Source organism: Acidaminococcus hominis (assembly GCF_900291475.1).
Classification (GTDB): domain Bacteria; phylum Bacillota; class Negativicutes; order Acidaminococcales; family Acidaminococcaceae; genus Acidaminococcus; species Acidaminococcus hominis.
Genome location: NZ_OLMM01000004.1, coordinates 465,539 through 480,190 on the forward strand (window position 1 = coordinate 465,539; position 14,652 = coordinate 480,190).

Annotated in this window: 15 protein-coding genes and 1 tRNA gene; 6 read left to right on the forward strand and 10 right to left on the reverse strand. The window is 54.4% G+C overall.

Annotated elements, in window-relative coordinates:
* On the reverse strand, nt 1-1,125 hold the full coding sequence (gene proB, locus C7E10_RS05600) for a glutamate 5-kinase (RefSeq protein ID WP_105326355.1): 1,125 nt from the start codon (nt 1,123-1,125) through the stop codon (nt 1-3).
* A gap of 51 nt (nt 1,126-1,176) precedes the next feature.
* Nucleotides 1,177-2,457: a GTPase ObgE gene (gene obgE / locus C7E10_RS05605; protein ID WP_105326356.1), complete on the reverse strand. Its 1,281-nt coding sequence runs from the start codon at nt 2,455-2,457 to the stop codon at nt 1,177-1,179.
* 239 nt (nt 2,458-2,696) lie between these two features.
* Between obgE and C7E10_RS05610 the strand changes: the two genes are divergently transcribed.
* From C7E10_RS05610 to C7E10_RS12405, 5 genes are all read left to right on the forward strand, one after another.
* A tRNA-Arg gene (locus C7E10_RS05610) sits at nt 2,697-2,773 on the forward strand.
* A 255-nt stretch (nt 2,774-3,028) separates the two neighbouring features.
* The gene (hydG, locus tag C7E10_RS05615; RefSeq protein WP_105326357.1) at nt 3,029-4,456 is read left to right on the forward strand and encodes a [FeFe] hydrogenase H-cluster radical SAM maturase HydG; all 1,428 of its coding nucleotides are present in this window, start codon (nt 3,029-3,031) and stop codon (nt 4,454-4,456) included.
* 122 nt (nt 4,457-4,578) lie between these two features.
* Nucleotides 4,579-5,106, forward strand: a complete 528-nt coding sequence (locus C7E10_RS05620; protein ID WP_105326358.1) for a hypothetical protein — start codon at nt 4,579-4,581, stop codon at nt 5,104-5,106.
* Between the two features lie 208 nt (nt 5,107-5,314).
* Nucleotides 5,315-5,869 (forward strand): LemA family protein, encoded by a 555-nt coding sequence (locus C7E10_RS05625; protein ID WP_105326359.1) that lies wholly within the window; start codon nt 5,315-5,317, stop codon nt 5,867-5,869.
* 31 nt (nt 5,870-5,900) lie between these two features.
* Nucleotides 5,901-6,692 (forward strand): TPM domain-containing protein, encoded by a 792-nt coding sequence (locus C7E10_RS12405; RefSeq protein ID WP_105326360.1) that lies wholly within the window; start codon nt 5,901-5,903, stop codon nt 6,690-6,692.
* 56 nt (nt 6,693-6,748) lie between these two features.
* On the opposite strand, the gene serC is transcribed toward C7E10_RS12405, so the two are convergent.
* From serC to C7E10_RS05650, 4 genes are all read right to left on the reverse strand, one after another.
* Nucleotides 6,749-7,834, reverse strand: coding sequence for a 3-phosphoserine/phosphohydroxythreonine transaminase (gene serC, locus C7E10_RS05635; protein WP_105326361.1), 1,086 nt, complete (start codon nt 7,832-7,834; stop codon nt 6,749-6,751).
* Nucleotides 7,818-9,083, reverse strand: coding sequence for a DUF1015 domain-containing protein (locus C7E10_RS05640; protein WP_105326362.1), 1,266 nt, complete (start codon nt 9,081-9,083; stop codon nt 7,818-7,820). The genes serC and C7E10_RS05640 overlap by 17 nt, the downstream gene beginning before the upstream one ends.
* 166 nt (nt 9,084-9,249) lie before the next feature.
* Nucleotides 9,250-9,768: a folate family ECF transporter S component gene (locus tag C7E10_RS05645; RefSeq protein ID WP_105326363.1), complete on the reverse strand. Its 519-nt coding sequence runs from the start codon at nt 9,766-9,768 to the stop codon at nt 9,250-9,252.
* Nucleotide 9,769: 1 nt separating this feature from the next.
* Nucleotides 9,770-10,735 carry an agmatinase gene (locus tag C7E10_RS05650; protein ID WP_105326364.1) on the reverse strand — a complete coding sequence of 322 codons (966 nt, stop codon included), beginning with the start codon at nt 10,733-10,735 and terminating at the stop codon, nt 9,770-9,772.
* Nucleotides 10,736-10,918: 183 nt separating this feature from the next.
* On the opposite strand from C7E10_RS05650, the gene C7E10_RS05655 reads away from it, so the two are divergent.
* Nucleotides 10,919-11,668 carry an IclR family transcriptional regulator gene (locus tag C7E10_RS05655; RefSeq protein ID WP_105326365.1) on the forward strand — a complete coding sequence of 250 codons (750 nt, stop codon included), beginning with the start codon at nt 10,919-10,921 and terminating at the stop codon, nt 11,666-11,668.
* A gap of 71 nt (nt 11,669-11,739) precedes the next feature.
* Here the strand turns inward: C7E10_RS05655 and C7E10_RS05660 are convergent, their stop codons facing one another.
* The 4 genes from C7E10_RS05660 to C7E10_RS05675 form a co-directional block, all read right to left on the reverse strand.
* Nucleotides 11,740-12,123: a RidA family protein gene (locus tag C7E10_RS05660; protein ID WP_105326366.1), complete on the reverse strand. Its 384-nt coding sequence runs from the start codon at nt 12,121-12,123 to the stop codon at nt 11,740-11,742.
* 42 nt (nt 12,124-12,165) lie between these two features.
* Nucleotides 12,166-13,041, reverse strand: coding sequence for an NAD(P)-dependent oxidoreductase (locus C7E10_RS05665; protein WP_105326367.1), 876 nt, complete (start codon nt 13,039-13,041; stop codon nt 12,166-12,168).
* 120 nt (nt 13,042-13,161) lie between these two features.
* Nucleotides 13,162-13,917, reverse strand: a complete 756-nt coding sequence (locus C7E10_RS05670; protein WP_105326368.1) for a YajG family lipoprotein — start codon at nt 13,915-13,917, stop codon at nt 13,162-13,164.
* A 50-nt stretch (nt 13,918-13,967) separates the two neighbouring features.
* Nucleotides 13,968-14,651, reverse strand: coding sequence for a cytochrome c biogenesis CcdA family protein (locus C7E10_RS05675; protein ID WP_105326369.1), 684 nt, complete (start codon nt 14,649-14,651; stop codon nt 13,968-13,970).
* Between the last annotated feature and the right edge of the window lies 1 nt (nt 14,652).

The following is a 14,652-nucleotide window of genomic DNA, read 5'->3' on the forward strand; positions in this document are numbered from 1 at the left end:
TTACAAGATCACCAGGTTATCCCGGTGAATCGCTTCATCATAGTGTTTGGCTCCCAGAATATTGGCAATTTCCTCGGACTTGGCACCCTTGATCTGTTCCAGTTCCTCGGAGCTGTAGAAAGTCAGCCCCCGGGCCAGCTCGTGATGCTCCTTGTCCTTGACGCTGACCGTCACGCCGCTTTCAAAATTGCCTTCCACGGCGGTAATGCCCACCGGCAGAATGCTGCAGCTGCCCTTTTCCCGGATGACCTTGGCCAGGCCGTCATCCACAATCAGGGAACCGCAGATCTTGGCCCCAAAGGCCAGCCACTGGTTCCGGAACCGCAGATGGTTTTCCCGGGGAACAAACAGGGTCCCCACTTCGTCGCCCCGGACAATTTTCCGGAGGATTTCCGGGTCTTCCCCGGAAGCGATAATCAAATAGATGCCGGAGCTCATAGCCGTTTTGGCAGCCTGGAGCTTGGTCAGCATACCGCCGGTAGCGTTTTTGGAACCTACGCCTCCAGCTGTAGCTTCGATTTCCGGCGTCACCTTTTCCACTTCGTGGACCATCTGGGCGTCCGGATGGGTTTTGGGGTTTGCCGTGTACAGGCCGTCAATATCCGACAGCAGAATGTCCAAATCCGCATCGGCCATACTGGCCACCAGGGCGGACATATTGTCGTTGTCCCCGATTTTCATTTCATCCACCGCCACCACGTCATTTTCATTGACAATGGGAATCACGCCCCATTTGATCAGTTCCTGGAACGTATTCCGGGAATTGGAGTAGCGATGCCGGTCGATGGTGTCAATCCGGGTCAAAAGGACCTGGGCCACCACTTGACTGTATTCCGCGAAAAGACGCTCGTAAATGTTCATCAGGATGCCTTGGCCTACGGCAGCGCAGGCCTGCTTGCCCGGCAGGTCCGAGGGCTTTTCTTTAAGGCCCAGCCGGCCTACCCCGGCTGCTCCGGCGCCGGAAGATACCAGAATCATTTCCTTGCCCTGATTCTGCAAATCTGTCATCACCCGTGCCAGTTTCTCAATCTTCTCGTAGTTGATTTTCCCGTTGGGATACGTAATGGTGCTGCTCCCTACTTTCACAACAATCCGTTTGACGTCCTTTAGTTTATCCCGGTTCATACAATCACCCACCCATCTAGATAGTTATATAAAATTATTGCACTAGCAAACTCACTGGGGTTGATAATCAAAGACCATATCGCCGATGCGTACGGTCTGACCTTCCTGAATGCCCTTGTCCTTCAGGGCCTGCTCGATGCCCAGGCGCCGCCAAATCAGCTGGAAGCGGTACACCGCTTCGTCGTTGTCGAAATTGGTCATGGCCACCAGGCGCTCGATGTTCTTGCCTTTTACCTCAAAATCAGCATCTTCCACATTATTGGTAATGATTTCAAAGGAATCCGGATCTGCTTCCTTCAGCGGTCCGATTTCCAGGATTTCTTCTTCCTGAGGGGCATGCTTCAGCATATCGTAGGCTTTCCACATCAGTTCCTTCAGGCCTTGGCCCGTAGCGGCAGACACCTTCATAATGGGATAACCGGCCTTCGTTACATATTCTTCCAGCCGCTTATAGTTTTCTTCCGCATCCGGCAGGTCCATTTTATTGGCTACCACCAGTTGGGGCCGCTTGGCCAGCTTTTCGCTGTACAGGGCCAGTTCTTCGTTGATTTTCTTGAAGTCTTCCACCGGGTCCCGGCCTTCGCAGCCGCTGGTGTCCACAATGTGGAGGATAACCCGGGTCCGTTCAATATGCCGGAGGAAATCGTGGCCCAGGCCCACGCCCTGGGAGGCCCCTTCAATCAGGCCCGGCAGGTCGGCCAGCACAAAGCTGTTTTCTGCATCCAGCCGGACCACGCCCAGTACCGGGGTCAGGGTGGTAAAATGGTACGCAGCAATTTCCGGCCGTGCGGCGGAAACCCGTGCCACAATACTGGACTTGCCCACGCTGGGGTAGCCTACCATGCCCACATCGGCCAGCATTTTCAGTTCCAGCCGCAGCCAGGTTTTGGTTCCCGGCTCGCCCTTTTCCGCAAAGGTTACCCCCTGCTTGGTGCTGGTCACATAGCAAGCATTGCCCTTGCCGCCCCGGCCGCCCCGGGCTGCTACAAATTCATCCCCGGGATGCGCCAAATCCGCCAGGGCTGCGCCTGTAGCGTCATCAATTACCACCGTGCCCAGGGGCACCTTGATTTTGATATTTTCAGCCTTATGCCCGGTGCAGTTTTTGGCAGCACCATTGCCGCCCCGCTCCGCCACAAATTTCCGTTTGTACCGGAAATCCACCAGCGTATTCAGGTCCTTGTCGGCCACCAGAATCACCGAACCGCCCCGGCCGCCATTGCCCCCATCGGGACCGCCGCAGGCCACATATTTTTCTCTGCGGAAGCTGGAGGCACCATCGCCGCCAGAACCCGCTTCCACGTAAATTCTTGCCTTATCCGTAAACAGCATTTTACACCTTTGCCTTTCCTCAAAACACAAAACATACAATATAGATTAATATCTCATTTTACCATATCCAAGACGTTTCTACACGCCAATAATAACAATTCGCTTCTATATCATAGACTTTTTACAAATACTTGTGAGTTTTGCCCCTGCTCCCCCCTCCCAAAAAATTCTTTGAGAAAGTTTTAAAAAAATGTTGACAAGAAACCCAAAAACCGCTATACTAATCCTTGTTCGGTTATGACTCCGTAGCTCAGCTGGATAGAGCGTTTGGCTACGAACCAAAAGGTCGAGTGTTCGAATCACTCCGGGGCCACCATTTGAATATTGAATCCGCAGGAGCTTCCTGCGGATTTTTTATTTGTGTAAAACATTCTCTATTTTAGTAAAATTTCCTGATTTTGTATTGTATTTTACACTTTAAAACGGTACAATGAGGCCATTACGCTCCCTGCATACAAGGAATCCTCCGAGTATTAAGGCGGTGAATCGACCCGTTCTTTTCGCATGCCTATTTGGCATGCTTTTTTTATGGAAGAACCCGGTGAGCAGAACAGGAAAGAAGGAAATTATCATGACAAACATCCCCTACAATCCCCATTCTACCCAGGCAGAAGAATTCATCAACCACCAGGAAATCCTGGACTCCCTGACCTATGCCGACAGCCACAAGGAGGACAAGGCCTACTGCCTGTCCCTGGTGGAAAAAGCGGCCCAAATGCAGGGGCTGACCCACCGGGAAGCAGCCACCCTGCTGAGCTGTGAGGCTCCTGAAGTGACCGAAGCCATTTACGACCTAGCCCGGAAAATCAAGGACAAAATCTACGGTCAGCGCATTGTCCTGTTTGCTCCCCTATACCTGTCCAACTACTGCGTCAACGGCTGTGTGTACTGCCCCTATCATGCCAAGAACAAGCACATCGCCCGGAAAAAACTGAGCCAGCAAGAAATCATCAGGGAAGTCACGGCCCTCCAGGATATGGGACACAAACGTCTGGCCCTGGAAGCCGGGGAAGATCCGGTAAACAACCCCATTGAATACATTCTGGAGTGCATCCGCACCATCTACAGCATCAAGCACAAAAATGGCGCCATCCGCCGGGTAAATGTGAATATCGCAGCCACCACCGTGGAAAACTACCGGAAGCTCAAGGAAGCCGGTATCGGCACCTACATCCTGTTCCAGGAAACGTACCACAAGGAAAACTACGAAAAACTCCATCCCCAGGGCCCCAAGCATGATTATGCCTACCATACGGAAGCCATGGACCGGGCCATGACCGGAGGCATTGACGATGTGGGCGTAGGCGTTTTGTTCGGTCTCAATATGTACCGCTACGACTTTGTAGGCCTCCTGATGCATAAGGAACACCTGGAAGCCAACTTTGGTGTAGGCCCCCACACCATCAGTGTGCCCCGGATCCGTCCGGCAGACGACATCTCTGTCCAGTCCTTCCCCGATGCCATTGACGACCAGCTATTCAAGAAAATCGTGGCCATCCTGCGGATTACCGTGCCCTACACCGGCATCATCGTTTCCACCCGAGAATCGGCAGCCACCCGGAAAGCTGTGCTGGACGTAGGCGTTTCCCAGATCAGCGGCGGTTCCCGCACCAGTGTAGGCGGCTACGCTGAAGAAGGGGAAGAAGAGGATTCCTCCCAATTTGAAGTCAATGACAACCGGACCCTGGACCAGGTCATCAACTGGCTCCTGTCCGATGGGTATATTCCCAGCTTCTGCACCGCCTGCTACCGGGCCGGTCGTACCGGGGACCGGTTCATGGCCCTGGCCAAAACCGGAGAAATCTCCAACTGCTGCCAGCCCAATGCCCTTCTGACCCTCCGGGAATACCTGGACGATTACGCGTCCCCGGACACCCGGGCAAAAGCCCTGGACGCCATCCAAAAGGAGCTGGAACACATTCCCAGCGCCGTGGTCCGTGCCACCTGTGAAGGGTACCTGGAAAAGATTGACCAGGGGGAAAGAGATTTCCGTTTTTGATATAATTGTTACAAATTTATAATCTTTTTCCATATTTTTCCCTGTAAAAACGCTTTTTTCTTGTATTCTCTCCCGTAACACATTAATATTAAGGTATAAAAGTATTGAATGGGGGTATGATTATGGATATGAAGAAAAAAGCAGCTATGGCTGCCGCCGCAGGGATGATTGCTCTGTCTACCTTGGGTACTGCAGTACCGGCTTTTGCCGCTCCGGCAGATTTTACTGATTTGGTCACCGAAAAACAGGCCGCCGTCAATTCCGCCGCTGCCGTAGTGCCTTCCGCTGCCGTTCTTACCAGCGCCAAGACCGGCGAAAATGCCTTTGAAATGGAATTCCTGGATCCCAACACGCTGCAGCGCTTCCATGTAACTGTGGACCGTGCCACCGATAAGGTTGCCAAGGTGGTTATCGATTCCTCCAATTACCCTGGTTCCGTAACAGTCAGCAAGACGGAAGCCGATGCCAAGGCTACCATCCTGCAAACCTATCCGGATGCTACCGACATTGTGGTTACGTCCGTGAAAGACAGCTCCAGCGGTACGCCTTTTGTGGTGTACAAGGCTACCTTCAAGACCAAGGAATTTACCGGTACGGCCCTGCTGAACCCGGCTACCTGCCTGATTGGCCATCAGGAATTGGTATACTAAGCACAAACCCGAAAACAGGTACTGCCCTTTGCGCAGTACCTGTTTTTTCTCACCCTTCTTCACAGTTTCTTGACAGTTTCAAATCTTTTCACATTCTTTTAGGCTCCAACTGTTTCCCTTCTATTGACAAGGGTCCCGCCTATCCGATACGATACTATTGTAAATAAGTCTTTTGGCACCCTAAAAAACCTAGAAATGAGGAATATCCATGAAAAAAGTATTGATTGGCATCTTGGTTGTACTCTTGCTCTGTGCAGGCTGGATCTTCGGCTCCTACAACGGCCTGGTTTCCGCCAACGAAAACGTCAACGGCAAATGGAGCCAGGTAGAAACACAGCTGCAGCGCCGTTCTGACCTGATTCCCAACCTGGTAAATACCGTCAAGGGCTATTCCGCCCACGAAAGCCAGATCTTTACGGATGTGGCCAACGCCCGGGCCAAACTGGCCGGTGCCCAGAATGTTGCCGATACGGCCCAAGCCAGCGGTGAACTGTCTAGTGCCCTGACCCGGCTGCTAGCCCTCCAGGAAAACTATCCCAACCTGAAAGCCAACACCAACTTCCTCCAGCTCCAGGATGAGCTGGCCGGCACGGAAAACCGCCTGGCAGTAGCCCGGAAGGACTACAACGATGCAGCCCAGGCCTACAATGCCAAAATCAAAAGCTTCCCTACGGTCATCATCGCCAATATGATGGGCTTTACGTCCCGGTCCTATTTCCAGGCCGACCAAAACGCCCAGGCGGCTCCCCAGGTGAAGTTCTAAGCCCGCTGACCCTGCCCGAGAGGAGAATGCCATGAAAAAAATATTGCTCTGGCTGCTGCTCCTCTGCCAGCTGGTCTTCTCTCCCCTGACCGCTCTGGCAGAACCCCAGATTCCGCCCCGTCCCACCACCAGTATCTACGTGCAGGACCGGGCCGGGGTACTCTCCGCCAGCACCAGAAACACCATCAACGCCTATGGCTCCGCCCTCCAGCAGAAAACCAAGGCCCAAATCGTAGTGCTGACCGTTCCTACCCTGGGGGATGCCACCCCGGAAGAATACGGACTGGCCGTACTCCGGGGCTGGGGCATTGGGGACAAGAACCTGAACAACGGCGTACTGCTGCTGGTAGCCGTCAACGACCGGAAAAGCCGGATTGAGGTAGGCTACGGCCTGGAAGGGGCCCTGCCCGATGGGCTCACCGGCCGCATCCAGGACCAGTATATGCTGCCCTATTTCAAGAACGGCAACTACGATAAGGGTATCCTGAACGCCTACGGGGCCCTGCTCCAAACGGTGTTAAAGGAATACAACCTGTCCGTAGAAGACCTGGGCGTCCAGCGCAGTGCCCAGGCCGCTGCGGCCCAGAATCCCGGCAGCAGCGATACAGCCTGGAATCCCTTGAATATCCTGCTGCTGGCCGGCGTCTTGCTGCTGATTATTGTAGACCAGCTGCTTTTCGGCGGCGCCATTCTCCGTTTCCTGCTGTACCTGTTCTTTTTCCGGGGCGGCGGCAGAGGCGGCGGCTTTGGCGGCGGTGGTTTTGGAGGCGGCTCCTACGGCGGAGGTTCCGGCGGCGGAGGCGGTTCCAGCCGCAGCTGGTAAGACAAAATCCTAAAAAAACACGGTGTACCTAAAGGCACACCGTGTTTTTTTGCGCGTTATTTATTTTTCTTCCAGAACCGTTCCATATAGGCGGCCAGCGCTTCGCAGCCGTCCAGGGGCATGGCATTGTAAATGGACGCCCGGATGCCGCCAATGGATTTGTGACCCTTCAGGCTCACCAGTCCATGTTCGGCCCCTTCGGCCACAAACTTCTTTTCCAGTTCCGGCGTAGGCAGGTTGAAGGTAACATTCATCAGAGAACGGCTTTCCGGCTGGGCGTGGCCCTTGTAGAATTCCGGATGGCTGTCCAGAACGCCGTACACCAACTTGGCCTTTTCCTTGTTGCGCTTTTCCATGGCAGCAAGACCGCCCTGGGCCAGCAGCCATTTGGCCATAAGACCTACCATGTACACCCCAAATACCGGCGGGGTATTGTAGACGGAATCGTGGCCGCTGAAGGTTTCATAATTCATCATGATGGGCAGATTGGGATCCATGCCGGTGACAAAATCCTTTTTGGCCATGACCACGGTAACCCCAGCCGGCCCGATGTTCTTCTGGGCCCCGTTGTAGATCAGGGAGAACTTGTCTACGGGAACGGGCCGGGACAGAATATCCGAAGACATATCCGCAATCAGGGGTACCTCCCCGGTATCCGGATATTTGTGGTATTCCGTGCCTTCCGCCGTGTTGTTGGCAGTAATATGCAGGTAGGCGCAATCCTTGGGCAGTACCAGCTCCTCCGGCTGGGGAACCCGGTCGAGGCCGGTGGGTTTGCTGGTAAAGACTTCTACTGCGTCCCCGACCTTTTTGGCTTCGGCAATGGCCTTTTCCGAGAACGTACTGGTAATGGCGTAGGCCCCTACTTTCCCCGGTTTCAGGAAGTTCATGGGAATCATGGAGAACTGGAGGGTTGCCCCGCCGCCCATGAACATCACCACCCAGCTGTCATCCATCCCTAGCAGCTTTTTGATATCGGCCTGGGCTTCGTCGTTGATTTTTTCATACAAGGCACTCCGGTGGCTGATTTCCAGCACGGACATGCCGCTGCCTTCATAGTCCAGCAGTTCCTTCTGTACTTCTTTCAAGACCGCCAAGGGGAACATCGAAGGCCCCGCACCAAAATTATAAACTCTTTCCATTTTTTCCATCTCCGATCAGGTGTATAGTCAGTGCGTCACGCAGTTTGGGTTCGAACCAGGTAGATTTGGGCGGCATCACAAGCCCCTCGTCCGCCGCAGCCATCAGCTGGTACATGGAAGTGGGATACAGGGAGAAAGCCAGGGTGTAATCCCCGCCGTCCACAGCTTCTTCCAGGGCCGAAAGGCCCCGAATGCCTCCCACAAAATCAATGCGTTCATCAGTCCGGGGATTCTCAATGCCCAGAATGGGGGAAAGCACATTGCTTTGCAGAATGCTTACATCCAGGGAAGCGATGGGATCCGTCAGCGGGAAGGTATCGTCCAGAGCCTTTAAGCTATACCACTGGCCGGCCAGATACAACCCAAAGGTATGGAGGGTTTTGGGCTCCACGGCCCGTTCCGCCTTTTCCACCTGGAATTTTTCCCGGAGCAGCTCCAAAAATTTTTCCTGGGACAGTCCGTTCAAATCCTTGACCACCCGGTTATAGGGCAGAATGTGCAGCATATTTTCCGGGAAAATCACGGAAAGCACATAATTGTACGGTTCCTCCCCGGTTTGGCCCGGCCGGGCACCCAGTTCCTTGGCCACCCGCAGGGCTGCCGCGCAGCGGTGATGCCCATCAGCGATGTAGAGGGCCGGCACCTGTTCAAACAGGTGGGTGATTTCCCGCACCTTGAGGGGCTCCTGGATCACGTACAGGGTATGCCGCACCCCGTCTTCCCCGGCAAAATTGTACACCGGCGTATGATTGCCCATGTACTGGAGCAGTACGGCCGTCAGCACCCCTTTGCTCCGGTAGGCCAAAAACACCGGTCCCGTTTGGGCCCCGGTCGCCAGGATGTGGTTGACCCGGTCCGTTTCCTTGACTTCCCGGGTCAGTTCGTGCCGCTTGATAATGCCTTCTTCATAGTCCTTCAGGGAAGCCACGGCCACCAGGCCAATCTGGATATAAGCCCCCATCTGCTGCCGGTAAATATAGTAGCAGGGCTGGGGATCCTGTTTCAGCTGGCCTTTGGCAATGTAGTCTTCCAGGTTTTCCCGGGCCTTGGCGTAGACCTGGGGATCCGTTTCGGCAATGCCTTCCGGCAGATCGGCTTCTGCCCGGCTGACCCGGACAAAGCTCAGGGGATTCTTTTTCAGGATTTCCCGGGCCTCGGCAGTGCTCATTACATCATAGGGTAATTCTGCGATTTGGCTGACCAGCTCCGGTGTAGGCCGCAAGGCAGCAAAGGGTTTGATATGAGCCATAGTATCACTCCAAACTTGTTCTTTTTCCCATCAAAGGTAATACAAATTCTTTACAAAACCATGAATTACATTCCCTTATTATATCATATTTATGTAAAAGTAGTAGGGGCATGGACAGTGTTCCTTAAAATTTTCTTGATAGCCAAACGCAAAAAAGGATTGGGCGTCAGACAAACCGACGCACCAATCCTTTTTCCATTGCAGGCAGGGCAAGGCGCAGTACCAGCACCTTCACCACCAGCCCGCCAAAACATTGAAACAAGCGCAGCCACAATAAGGTTCTCCAGGGCACCTGATACAGCAGGCTCAGCCAAAAGGTATTTAAGACCAGGCTCAGCCCCAGCTGCACCGTAACCACTGCCCCGAGAATTTCCTTGAGGCCGGTTCTCTTTCGGAAAAACAGTCCGTACACAGCCCCATCCAAAAAGGCCGTCAGGGTAAACCCGGGAAAATACGTGCCCACCGGAAACAGCAGTGCCCCAATCAGGTCCCCCAAAAGGCCGGTCAGGCCCCCGGCCAGGGGACCTCCCCAGTAGGCCGCAGCCACCACCGGCAGGAAGCTGAAGCCGATTTTCAGATTCCAGGTATGCAGGGACAAGAACCGGGCCAGAATCACTTCCATGGCCACACAGAGGCCAAGGGTAGTCAGCCATGCCCCTGGATGCCGGGACTGCCGCATTTCCATGTTATCCCTTCTTTTCCCGTGCTTTGGTAATAAAGCCCAGTTCATCAGAAATCAGCCGGGCTGCCAGGTAACCGGTGGTACCGCCCACGTCATCAAAGGGGGGAGCCACTTCCGTCATCACCATGGCAATGGGATCCGTATAGTCCGTCAGAGCTTCCAGAATGTCCACTGCCTCATCGTAGGTAAAACCGCCGAACATGGGAGAGCCCGTAGCCGGTGCGTACACCGCATCCATGGCATCAATATCAAAGCAGATGATGCTGTGGGCCTGGGGTTTGAACTCCTCCAGAATAGCCTGGATGCCCTTTTTCCGAATATCCCGTACGGAATAGATACCGTCCCCGTGGGAGCGGGCTTCCGCAAAATCTTCCGGACCGCTGCTGCCGATGCCCCGGATTCCCAAATGGAGAATCCGCCCTACATAGGGCAGCCCTGCGGCGTTGCGCATGGGAGAGCCGTTGAAGTATTTCTGTCCGTCCAAGGGTTTGGTCCAATCCAAATGGGCATCGATATGGATGATGTCAAAAGGACCGGCTGCTTCCATACCCTGGAGTACCGGATAATCCACGGCGCAGTCCCCGCCCAGTACCACCGGCATAATGCCCTGGTCCTGGAGGATCCGGACGGCTTCCCGCAGGTTGTCCATAGTGCCCTTCAAATCTCCGGGAATATAGTCCACGTCCCCGCAGTCCACCACTTTCCAGCGGTTGGCGTCCATATAGAATTCCTGGCGTTCGGAATCGTAGGTCCCGCCCTTTTTGTAGCTGAACCGGGTAGAACCCAGGCGGATGCCCCGGGGTCCCAGGCGGCAACCCGTCCGGCCTTGGATGGCCAGGTCAAAGGGAGCGCCCAAAACGGCGATATCCCCTTTCACATGGTACATATCCGTTGCCAGTTCGGTTTTGGCAAAAGTAGCAATGCCCGTAGGGGCCATATTTAAAGGTTTGCGTAAGCTGAAGTTGTCCATACTGTATCTCCTTTGTTTCCCTTTTCTGTTGCCCATTATAGGAGGGGGCACCGGGTAAGTCAATGAATTTGGACACTATTTAGCAATTTGTGCACTATAATGAAACTAACCCCCTTGACGCTCTCCCCTGTCCTTTTTATAATAGGGGCATCTTCAGCGTCTAAACAGAAAGGAAGCGCCTCTATGGAAACCACTCCCCTTGTCCATTCCGTGCTCCACGCCACCCGGCTGTTGGAGCTGTATGCGGCCCAGCGCAAGGAATCCCTGAGCCTGACGGAGATCAGCCAGGCCCTGGGCCTCCACAAAACCACCGTATACCGGCTGCTGCGCACCCTCCAGTACGCCGGTTGGATTGAGCAGTCCGCCAAAAGCAGCCGCTACCGGCTGGGCACCGGGATACTCCTGGTGGCCTCCGCCGTATCCGTCCACAATACCACCCGGGAAATCCTCAGCGAGGAGATGCACCGGCTGGCCAACCAGTTCAACGAAACCGTGGTCCTGTCCGTACTGCTGGGCCATACGGGCATCTGCGCCGACATGGCCAAATCCCGGCACACCCTGGGCCTGGCCCGGGAACGGGGCTACATCGTTCCCTTGGACCAGGGTGCTTCCGGCAAGACCCTTTTGGCCGCCCAGCCCCCAGAACTCCGGGACAGTATTATCCAGGAAATCGGTGGGGACCGGACCCAGCAGCGGCTGCTCAAGAACCAGCTGCTCCACATTCTCCAGACCGGTTATTGCATTTCCGAAGGAGAAGTGGACCCGGGAATTGCCGCAGTAGCCGTGCCCCTTGTGATGAAGGACCGGATCTATGCCCTGAGCATTTCCGGTCCCCTGGAGCGCCTGAAGGCCCTGGGCTACACCCAGCTGGCAGACGGGCTCCTCCTGGCCGCCCAGCGGCTGGAGCAGAAAAGCGCCCTGCTGTCGGATTAGGCCGGATAAAGAAAAAACGGGATGCATCCCCACGTTTGTGGGGCACATCCCGTTTTTTGTTGCCTGATAGCTCAGTCTTTTACGGCAAACGCTTCAATTTCCACCAAAGCGCCTTTGGGCAGGGCTACTACCTGGAAGCAGGCTCTGGCCGGGCAAACGCCGGTAAAGAAGGTTCCATACACTTCGTTCATGGCACCAAAATCGGCAATGTCTGCCAGCAGCACCGTGGTTTTTACCACGTCATCCAGGGTATACCCGGCAGCTGCCAGGATATTTTTGACGTTGGTCAAGGATTGCTTGGTTTGGCTCACAATATCCTTGCCAGCAAATTCACCGGTAGCCGGATCAATGGGAATCTGGCCGGAAACATAAACGGTTTTGCCTGCGGCTTCAATGCCTTGGGAATACGGTCCAATGGCGCCGGGAGCGTTTTTCGTGCTGATTTCTTTTTTCATGGAAAGCCTCCTAAAGGGTATTTCTGGCTATTCTGCCAGAAATTATTTTTTTTGATAATACGTGAACAGAGCCTGGGTGCCCAGGTTTCCTTCTCCTGCCTTTTCCAGTTCCAGGTACTCGGAAAGTACTTGGGCCAGCACCGGCAGCTGCAGGTCTTTCTTGTCCGCTTCTTCCTTAGCCAGGCGCATATCCTTGATGAAATGCTTCAGGAAAAACCCCGGAGCATAATCCCCATGGACCATCTTGGCCCCAAAGGCGTTCAGCTGGGCACTGCCGGCAGCCCCAGTAGAAACAGCTTTTAACAGGGTGTCCAGATCCAGGCCGTTCACCTTGGCGTAGTTCAGGGCTTCGCAGATACCGCTCATGGCACCGGCAATCATGATCTGGTTGGCCATCTTGGCGTGTTGGCCATTGCCGGCAGCCCCCATATAGTTGATGTTGGTGCCCATGCCCTGGAAAATCGGCAGCAGGGTTTCATAAGCTTCTTTGTCACCGCCCACCAGGATGGACAGGGTACCGTTTTTGGCGCCGGTGTCACCGCCGGTAACGGGAGCATCCAAAACCGGCAAGCCCTTCTTTTTGCCTTCCGCATACAATTTCTGGGCCAGGGTGGGGCTAGTGGTGGTCATATCCACCAGGTAGGTACCGGGGGCTGCACTGTCAAAAATGGCCCCTGGAGCAAAATATACTTCTTCCACATCCTTGGGGAACCCTACGATGGTAATCATCACCTGGCAGGCCTTGACGCAGTCAGCAATGGTGGAATGAACCGTTACCCCTTCGGCAGCCAAATCTGCCACCTTTTCCGGATGACGGGCATAGCAATGCATGGTATAGCCAGCTTTTTTCAGATTCCGCAGCATGGACTTGCCCATGATACCTGTGCCGATAAAACCAATATTCTGTAGTTTTGTCATAATCGCTTCTCCCTTCTACCCTCATACAACCTGATTATACAATGAATAAGGCAATTAGACAAATATCCCCCCAAGAAAAAACTCCTGGCAGAATTCCTGTCAGGAGTAGGTCCAGCAGGCTTATTTTGCCTCGCTGGCGGTGATTTTCAGGGTATTGACCAACTTTTTGTACAGGGGACGGCTTTCGTCCTCCCAGTAGGCCTTATCCTGCTTGCGGCTGGTTACCGTCAGGGTATGGACCCGGTCCCGGTTAAAGAAGGTCCACCGCTCTACGTGGAAGGTCACCTGGAGCTTGTTCTGATATACAACGTCTTCCTCATAGGAGGTATATAAGCTCTCCACCCCGTTAATGATGACACTCTTCATGGGCTGCCAATCGTGGAAATTTAGGCTGTAGCCTTCCGGCAGGTCCTTTTGGGCCATGCCCGTCAGGGCCTTTTGGGTAATATCCCCAAAGTCCTTGATTTCCGCAGCCTTCAGGCCCAAATTTTGCCCATATTTCGGCAATTTTTCCGGAGTGGGCATGGTCTTGAATTCCACCCGGGCATAATGGTTGTCCCCTTCCCAGGGCAGGGCCGTTACATCCGTTGTCTGGGCAATAACGCACCCGGCACTTTTGCCGGTAATCTGGTCTTCCGTCAGCCATTTCCGAAGCAGGGGATTCAAATCCTCTTTCTGCAGCTGGGCCGTCACGTATTCCTGGGATTCTTCCGCCAGTTCTGGAGGCACCGAGAAGGAAGCCTGCTGGCCGGCATTTACCTGAATCCAGCCAGGATAAGAAGCCACCTGGGTATTATCTACTTTCTGGGTACTGCCGCAGCCTGCCAGAAGAAACAGGGACAGACAGCAGCAGAACAATGCAAGCTTTTTAAACATCACTTCACCACTTTCTGCGTTTAGCTCCCCTATTATACCATGGAGCCGGCCTAAAGGCGAAGAAGAAAAGCGTTGAGCCGCAGGGCATACCCAAAAAACAGGGCAAGCCCCAGCACCAAAAGGAAGATTCCCGCCGCCTTTTGTAAAAGTGGCAGGTACCGGTACAGGGGCCGGATTCTGGGCGCCACTTGGTTCCAGACCAGGGCCAGCAGGAAAAAAGGCAGGGCAAAACCCAGGGTATACATGCCCAGCAGCAGCAGCCCCGCTCCCACCGTAGCCTCGTGTCCCGCCAGCAGCAAAATCGCCGCTAAGATTGGTCCCGTGCAGGGCGTCCAGCCCAAGGTAAAGGAAAGTCCAAGCAGAAAGCAGCCCAGGGGCCCTTTCGCCTGAGTCTGAAGAAAGGGCCTTCTGTCCCTGACCAAAAACAGGGGCTGCCACAGTCCGGAAAGGAAAAGCCCCAGGAGCACCAAAAGGATACCCCCCAGCTTTTCCCAAAAGGCCAGATGCCCCAAAAGCAGACGCCCCACCAGGGTGGAAGCTGCGCCCAAAGCCATAAATACCACGGCAAATCCCAACAGGAAAGCCGTAAGATTCACCCCTAGCCGGCTTTTTCGCCCGGTACCGCTGCCGGCCAACAGCAGCAGCAAAGTGGGCAGCAGGGGCAGTACGCAGGGGGACAGAAAAGAAGCCAGCCCGCCCACAAAGGCCGCGCCAAAAGTTAAGGACGCATGCATC

Bases quoted from the DNA above. Each gene is read 5' to 3' on its own strand.
- proB (WP_105326355.1), bottom strand. From the start codon at position 1,125: ATGAACCGGGATAAACTAAAGGACGTCAAACGGATTGTTGTGAAAGTA.
- obgE (WP_105326356.1), bottom strand. From the start codon at position 2,457: ATGCTGTTTACGGATAAGGCAAGAATTTACGTGGAAGCGGGTTCTGGC.
- hydG (WP_105326357.1), top strand. From the start codon at position 3,029: ATGACAAACATCCCCTACAATCCCCATTCTACCCAGGCAGAAGAATTC.
- C7E10_RS05620 (WP_105326358.1), top strand. From the start codon at position 4,579: ATGGATATGAAGAAAAAAGCAGCTATGGCTGCCGCCGCAGGGATGATT.
- C7E10_RS05625 (WP_105326359.1), top strand. From the start codon at position 5,315: ATGAAAAAAGTATTGATTGGCATCTTGGTTGTACTCTTGCTCTGTGCA.
- C7E10_RS12405 (WP_105326360.1), top strand. From the start codon at position 5,901: ATGAAAAAAATATTGCTCTGGCTGCTGCTCCTCTGCCAGCTGGTCTTC.
- serC (WP_105326361.1), bottom strand. From the start codon at position 7,834: ATGGAAAGAGTTTATAATTTTGGTGCGGGGCCTTCGATGTTCCCCTTG.
- C7E10_RS05640 (WP_105326362.1), bottom strand. From the start codon at position 9,083: ATGGCTCATATCAAACCCTTTGCTGCCTTGCGGCCTACACCGGAGCTG.
- C7E10_RS05645 (WP_105326363.1), bottom strand. From the start codon at position 9,768: ATGGAAATGCGGCAGTCCCGGCATCCAGGGGCATGGCTGACTACCCTT.
- C7E10_RS05650 (WP_105326364.1), bottom strand. From the start codon at position 10,735: ATGGACAACTTCAGCTTACGCAAACCTTTAAATATGGCCCCTACGGGC.
- C7E10_RS05655 (WP_105326365.1), top strand. From the start codon at position 10,919: ATGGAAACCACTCCCCTTGTCCATTCCGTGCTCCACGCCACCCGGCTG.
- C7E10_RS05660 (WP_105326366.1), bottom strand. From the start codon at position 12,123: ATGAAAAAAGAAATCAGCACGAAAAACGCTCCCGGCGCCATTGGACCG.
- C7E10_RS05665 (WP_105326367.1), bottom strand. From the start codon at position 13,041: ATGACAAAACTACAGAATATTGGTTTTATCGGCACAGGTATCATGGGC.
- C7E10_RS05670 (WP_105326368.1), bottom strand. From the start codon at position 13,917: ATGTTTAAAAAGCTTGCATTGTTCTGCTGCTGTCTGTCCCTGTTTCTT.
- C7E10_RS05675 (WP_105326369.1), bottom strand. From the start codon at position 14,651: ATGCATGCGTCCTTAACTTTTGGCGCGGCCTTTGTGGGCGGGCTGGCT.